This window comes from Bacteroidota bacterium (genome assembly GCA_018831055.1).
Lineage (GTDB): Bacteria > Bacteroidota > Bacteroidia > Bacteroidales > B18-G4 > M55B132.
On sequence record JAHJRE010000193.1, the window covers coordinates 55,294 to 62,329 of the forward strand.

General features: G+C 42.4%; 6 protein-coding genes. 1 reads left to right on the plus strand and 5 read right to left on the minus strand.

The window, feature by feature from the left end:
* Positions 1-29 precede the first annotated feature (29 nt).
* A complete protein-coding gene (locus KKA81_12690; GenBank protein MBU2651785.1) occupies positions 30-1,610 on the minus strand; it encodes a C69 family dipeptidase in 1,581 nt (526 codons plus the stop codon).
* 140 nt (positions 1,611-1,750) lie between these two features.
* Here KKA81_12690 and KKA81_12695 point away from each other — a divergent pair, with 140 nt between their 5' ends.
* Complete coding sequence (locus KKA81_12695; protein ID MBU2651786.1) at positions 1,751-3,652, plus strand: amidophosphoribosyltransferase; 1,902 nt, start codon at positions 1,751-1,753, stop codon at positions 3,650-3,652.
* A gap of 3 nt (positions 3,653-3,655) precedes the next feature.
* Here the strand turns inward: KKA81_12695 and KKA81_12700 are convergent, their stop codons facing one another.
* From KKA81_12700 to KKA81_12715, 4 genes are all read right to left on the minus strand, one after another.
* Positions 3,656-4,048: an HIT family protein gene (locus tag KKA81_12700; protein MBU2651787.1), complete on the minus strand. Its 393-nt coding sequence runs from the start codon at positions 4,046-4,048 to the stop codon at positions 3,656-3,658.
* Positions 4,049-4,059: 11 nt separating this feature from the next.
* Complete coding sequence (gene greA, locus KKA81_12705; GenBank protein MBU2651788.1) at positions 4,060-4,533, minus strand: transcription elongation factor GreA; 474 nt, start codon at positions 4,531-4,533, stop codon at positions 4,060-4,062.
* A 110-nt stretch (positions 4,534-4,643) separates the two neighbouring features.
* Entirely contained in the window at positions 4,644-5,702 is a 1,059-nt protein-coding gene (locus KKA81_12710) for a PorV/PorQ family protein (protein ID MBU2651789.1), read from the minus strand.
* Between the two features lie 43 nt (positions 5,703-5,745).
* On the minus strand, positions 5,746-7,036 hold a 1,291-nt coding region (locus KKA81_12715), incomplete at its 5' end, for a T9SS type A sorting domain-containing protein (GenBank protein ID MBU2651790.1).

Consider the following 7,036-nt stretch of genomic DNA (forward strand, 5'->3'; position numbering starts at 1 on the left):
CATATTGGTTAAAATTTCAGGATAAATTATCAGAAAAGTTCATCGTATTTTGTCCACAGGAGATCTCCCAGATCCCAGGCTTTACCTACGGCCTTGTTTCCCCAGAAAGAAGTGTATTCTGTAAGAATGGCCCTGGCTTTAGCAGGGTCATCCCGATAGGTTTTCAAAACAAAGTTTTCAAATCCTTCCTGGTTTTCAAATAGTTCCTGTTGAAAAGCGTTCCAGACAGGTTCAACATCCTTTCGCATATCTCCCCATCGTTGAGCTGTGAGGGTTCCAAGACGGTTAAAAGCCCACCATGCAGATTCCTTGTTGAAACCGTGGGTACGTCCAGGTGTTTTGTATGGTTTAGGAAGGTCGGTCACACCACAATATACAGGGATATAAACAGAAGTTGCCACATTGTCCATAGCCAGCCAGACTACACCTCCAATGGGATCCGGCAACCAATTGCGACACTGGATGATTGTTGCATACATGGTATACCAGCGGGCGATGGTTCTTTCTCCTCGCCAGCCCCATCCGCCATTAATCCTGAAAACCTTATTCATATCATAGGGCATGAAGGGATTTGCCAAAGGACTAATAATGGTTTTACCTTCATTATCGGTAACAGATATGTCTTTAACAAAATTAAAGGGTGTGCCTTCATAGTAGTCTTTAAACACTCTGACAAGATCGTCTAAAGAGACCGGTTTATCGGGTTTAACGCTAAATGGGTAGTTTTCAGCGTTAGGGTCCAGTTTCATTGAAGGGGCCAGGAGATCGAAAACCCTCCATTCACGGCGTCTGGCAGCCAGGGAAGTGCGGCTTTCGGGTGCATATGCGTAGCAAAACTGAAAATCTTCTTTTGATTCACACCATCCAGAATCCAGTGCCATCCTGAAAATATTGTCCGATGCAAGAAAGTTATCGGAATCTTTAATATCAATATGTTTAATGGTGGAAGCGTTTGCATTTACAGAAATATGTTCATCGGGTACTCTTTGAGCAACCCAGATTGATCCAGTTTTCCCTTTTCCGGGACCAACGATTTCAAAGTGCCAGACTTCTTCTTTGTCGGCAATGGTGAGGCATTCACCGGCATCGTTCCAACCATATCGACGGGTAAGTTCACCTGCAAGGGTTATTGCCTCCCGGGCGGTTTTGCATCTTTCCAGCATAAGCTGGCAAAGTCGCTGGCAATCGATCAATCCCTGATTTGATTGAAGACATTCCCTGCCTCCGAAGGTCGATTCGCCTATGGCAAGTTGATATTCATTCATACAGGGATAAGCTGTATTGATATACCCATAAGTTTGCAACGGCTGTGGTATTTCCCCTATGGGGACATGTGAATAGGAAGGCATAGCTGTGGTATCGCAATTGGTTCTTTTGTACATGGTTTGCATGGCGCCTTCCGGGTGGATAGCTGGACCGACGATATTCATCCAGGAACGAGTCCGGTGGCTGTCGTCGGTGTGGGAGGTAATAACAGATCCATCGATGGTAGCTTTTTTCCCTGCCGTGATCGTGGTACATTCATCGATCCATTCATCCTGGGATAAAGCAGGAATGACCATAAGTGCCTGAAAACAAACAAGCAAAACTATAACCAGGTGTGATTTCATAGAGTAATATTTTGATATGATTTAGAATTTCTAAAATACTCATTTTTGCCAAACAGGCCATCTCTGCAACAGATTGTTTTTGATTACGAAATGGAATTAATGCTTATTTTTGCCAACCTGTATCATCATCATATACATAAATGAGCGAACCCATCAAGCACGAGTGCGGAATTGCCCTGATCCGATTGTTGAAGCCACTTGAGTTCTATGTTGCCAAATACGGAACTGCGTTTTACGGTCTGAACAAGCTGCACCTGATGTTGCAGAAGCAACATAACCGTGGTCAGGACGGTGCGGGCATAGCTTGTATCAAGTTGGATCTTGAACCGGGACATAAATATATCGACAGGGAAAGATCAAATGCCCCGGCGCCATTGAGAGAGGTTTTTACCGCGGTATATGATAAGATATCTGATCTGGCCGACCGTAATACTAAATTATTACAGGATGTTAACTGGTTGAAATATAACATGGAATTTACAGGGGAATTGTTGCTGGGGCACCTGCGCTATGGAACCTTTGGCAAGAATAATCCTGAGAACCTTCATCCTTTTATCCGTTTCAACAATTGGATGACAAAAACACTTGTCCTGGCCGGTAATTTTAATCTTACCAATGTTGATGAGTTGTTTGACAAGTTAATTGATCTCGGGCAATATCCGGTTGATACATCGGATACCATTACCATGCTTGAAAAGATTGGTCATTTCCTGGATCAGGAAAATGAATTGCTTTATCAGACATACAAAAACATGGGAATGGAGAAGCGTTCCATAACCATACAGATTGCAGAAAATCTGGATATCAAAAAGATACTAAGTCGTTCAGCAAAGTCCTGGGATGGTGGTTATGCTGTAGCCGGATTGATTGGACATGGTGATGCATTTGTTTTAAGGGACCCATCGGGGATACGTCCTGCGTATTATTATGCTAACGATGAAATTGTTGTGGCTGCATCGGAGCGACCTGTAATACAGACTACCTTCAGTACAGCTTTCGAGGAAATAATGGAAATACAGCCGGGTCATGCCCTGATCATTAAGAAAAATGGTAAAGTAAGTGAAGAGGAATGCATCCCACCGTTGGAGCGTAAAGCCTGTTCCTTTGAAAGGATTTATTTTTCAAGGGGTACCGATGTAGAGATTTACAAAGAAAGGAAGAAACTAGGACGTCTGCTGGCTCCTACGGTGCTTAAGGCAGTTGATTATGATTTGTCAAACACGGTTTTCTCGTATATTCCCAATACGGCATCGGTTGCATTCAGAGGCTTAATGGAAGCGGTTGACGATTTTTGCAATAAGGTAAAGCGTGATAAGCTTTTTCAGGCAGGAGGGAATATGAGTGCAAAACAACTGGAAGAGATTTTGTCTATCCACCCTCGTATTGAAATTGTTGCTGTAAAAGATATAAAACTCCGGACCTTTATCACTCAGGAAAGCCAACGGGATGATCTTGCCGGACACGTTTACGATATTACTTATGGTTCTATTCGTCCGGGTTTGGATAACCTGGTTGTTATTGACGATTCCATTGTGAGGGGAACTACTCTGAAACAGAGTATCATACGTATCCTGGACCGTTTGGGCCCCAGGAAGATAATTATAGCATCATCTGCACCGCAAATTAGATACCCCGACTGTTATGGTATCGATATGGCGAAGCTTACCGATTTCATTGCATTCAAAGCTGCAATAGAGCTTTTAAAAGAAACAAGGCAGCAGAGCATCATTAATGATGTATATAATAAGTCAAAGGCACAGGAAAAATATCCGAAGGAAAAGATAATAAACTTTGTTAAGCAGATATATAAACCATTTACTGCCGAACAGATATCGGAGAAGATCACAGCCATGCTAACCCCAAATGAAATAAAGGCAGAGGTACAGATTATTTTTCAGAAGATTGAAGATTTGCACGAAGCATGTCCTAAAAATTTGGGAGACTGGTACTTTACGGGTGATTATCCTACACCCGGCGGCAATAAAGTTGTAAACAAAGCCTTCATCAATTATATTGAAGGAAGGAATATCAGGCCTTATTAGGGATTAAAAGTTGGATCGGATTTTTGCAGCCAGATCTTCAAACTCATTGGGTGCAAGCTTTAATTTCGGTTTCTTAAAGTCAATATCATAAACAGTATTTATCGGGACTATATGAATGTGGGCATGTGCGACTTCCAGTCCGAGTACAGCAATACCTATCCTTTTACAATCAACAGTAGCTTCGACGGCCCTGGCAACTCTTTTGGCAAACAGGAACAAACCTTTATATAATTCGTCTTCGATATCGAAAATGTAGTCAGTTTCTTGTTTGGGGATTACGAGGGTATGGCCCATAGCTATGGGATTTATATCAAGAAATGCGTAATACAGATCGTCTTCTGCAATTTTATAAGAAGGGATCTGTCCGGAAATGATTTTTGAGAATATGCTTGCCATAATTTAACGATTTATCGTGATATTTCAATAACTTCGAACGATATTTTCCCGGCAGGGACTTCAATTTCAACAGATTCCCCTACGGTTTTACCGAGAAGCCCCTGAGCGATAGGAGATGAAACGGAAAGTTTTCCGGTTTTAAGATTTGCTTCATTTTCAGGGACGATGGTGTAACTCATAATGGCCCCATTTTTAAGATTTTTAATTTTTATCTGGGATAAAAGGAGTACTTTACTGTTATCCATTTTCGATTCATCCAGGATACGAGCCATGCTTATTTCCTCCTGAAGTTTAGCAATTTTGGCTTCCAGGAGTCCTTGAGCTTCTTTAGCAGCAGCATATTCAGCGTTTTCCGACAGATCTCCTTTCTCTCGGGCTTCAGCGATTTGCTGGGAGATAGCGGGGCGTTCTTCCCTAACAAGCTGTTCCAGCTCATTTTTCAATTTTTCCAGGCCTTCCTGGGTGAAATATTTAGTTTTTGCCATGATGAATTCGAATTTTAACAGTGATATCACAATAAATAAAGACCCTTTTTACAAAGGGCCTTTATTAAATATGTTGGCAATAATTTCTTTAACTGCGCAAATCGACCGGTTTACAAGTTAAACCGGATACCGATTGAGTGTGTCCCGTCGAAGGGATCGGTAGCTCTGTAAGAATAGTCAACAGAGAATGTAGTTCCTTTATCCTTACTGAGTGGAACCTGAACGGTAGCACCGAAGCTTGGACCGGTAAACACATTGGTTCTGTCAGCTTTTTCCGTAATACCGTCTTCATAGGTATATCCGCCTCTGAGCATGAGATAATCCTTCAGGCTGTATTCCAAACCTCCAATGAACTGGTCTTTTCCAAACGAGTTGGAGCGGAAATTACCGGCAATGGTAATGCGGTGAATTTCCGCAAAATTGATATCATAGGAGGCTCCTATATCAAGTGCAGCCGGCAGCTCGAACTGTGAAGAAGGCATGTACATGGAGGAGGAAAATTCTTCCTGAGGAAGGAAAGTCTTTTCCAAAAGACCATCGCCAGAGAATTTCATCCTGGGACCAATGTTTTTCAGGGCAATCCCGAATTTGATCTGGTCCTGTTCTCCTGTAACATACTGAATACCAGCATCGATCGCAATACCTTGAGCACTGGCGTCGGAGATGGATTCGGAGATAATCTTAAAGTTAATACCTGCATAAATACTGTTGGAAAACGCTTTTGCATAGGTAATACCAACATTAAGGAGGTTAGGTTTAAAAGTACCGATACCTCCATCCGGATTGTCAGGTGTTGTTACTTCAATTTCCCCGAAGTTCATCGACATAACATTCATACCCAGAACTCCGGATTCTCCAACTCTTTGAGAGAATCCGAATGCAAAAATATTGATATCGGATCCCTTCAGGTATGTTGTATGAGCAAAGATGAACTCTGTTTTGGGTGTAAAAGCAACCCCGGCAACATTGATGAACATCCCTTCAAGTCCTCTTACGCTGGAAGTATTAACATTACCCCATCCGGAACTTCTGGCCCAGGGATTGATCAGCAATTCAGATGCGCCTGCCTGTCCTGACCTGTCTTTATTTCCAGCGAATCCATCCAGCGAGGAAACTGACAGGAATCCTAAGATTATCAGCGGAATCAGGTATTTATAAAATTTCTTCATGCTTGTATTTTTTAATGTTATTAAACTCATATTCATTAGTAGTTTAGAATACATTCAGATCCGGAGGTCTGACGACGCCAAACCATTTCAATACTCTTTCACCGTTATCGGTCTTGACATGGATAATATAAATACCGCTGGATATAGGAATACCGGCGAAATTCTTCAGATCCCAGTCGAGATAGGTAGCGGATTCATCTTTGGTATACTGGCGGACCAAAGTGCCGCTGACATTGTAAATAGTGATGGTACATTTCCTCGGAAGATTAGTGAACTTCACCCTGTTATCCAGAGCGTTATTCTCATATCCTGAATAAGCGTAATAAGGATTAGGAACAACATTGATCAGATCAAGGTCAGATTCCGCTTTGGAAGCACTGTACTCAATCGAAGAAATATTATTGGTATTGAAAGTATAAACCGGATAATTGTGGTTCAGGGTATCGGTATCCGAATTAAACGGAGTACTGAAATAACGTTGATACGGTTTAATAACCCTGACGCTGAGTTTAACATCGTTCGACAACCATTCGAAAAGCGGAGTACTCATGGGCATACCCACGTACATAGTGCTGGAATAAATAGCTGTCAGATATAGAATTGCCGGGAAACCAGGTTCATTGGCATAGACATCGAAGATCTTCTTACATCCGTCATAAGCTGGGAAATCGAAGACATTTCCCTGATAGTCGAATATCTTATGGTTCATAACCCAGACATAGTGTTTTCCTCCAAACAGGGGTTTAGACGGGTCTGGTACTCCCCCGATATTCTCATATAGGTTCGATGTGGGATTAAATTTCATATCGCGTCCGTTTTCTCCCACGAGGTATGAGTCTTCACCGAACATGATATTAAGTCTTTCTCCCGTTTCGAGGTTGATGGCATATCCAGGGAACCATCCCATACCCCAGGTGCTGAGATAATCAGGATCATTGGGGTCGTTACTGGGAATGGTATCATTCGGATCAGCATAGTTTCCGTCTTTATCAACAGAAGGAGATTTCCTGATCTGGAAGCGTTCTACACCTCCCTGGGAAAGGATTTTGTCAGGGCACATTTCAATGACAAGGCTTCGGGTCCATTTGGTCTTGTCTGGAGTCAACACGATATCAACACTGGCAAGATTTGACAGTGGATTCTGTGATTTCGACAAGTTATTATAAGCAGGGCCCACAGTTTTATTTTGTTCAACCGACGACATACACAATGCGTATGGAGCCCATGTGTTTCCTGCGATTTTTTCGAAATCTTCGTTGGGGTCCCATGCACGGGAAGGCATATCCCAGTCATTATACTTGGGATCGTTTTGATCCTGATATGAGCCTGAACGG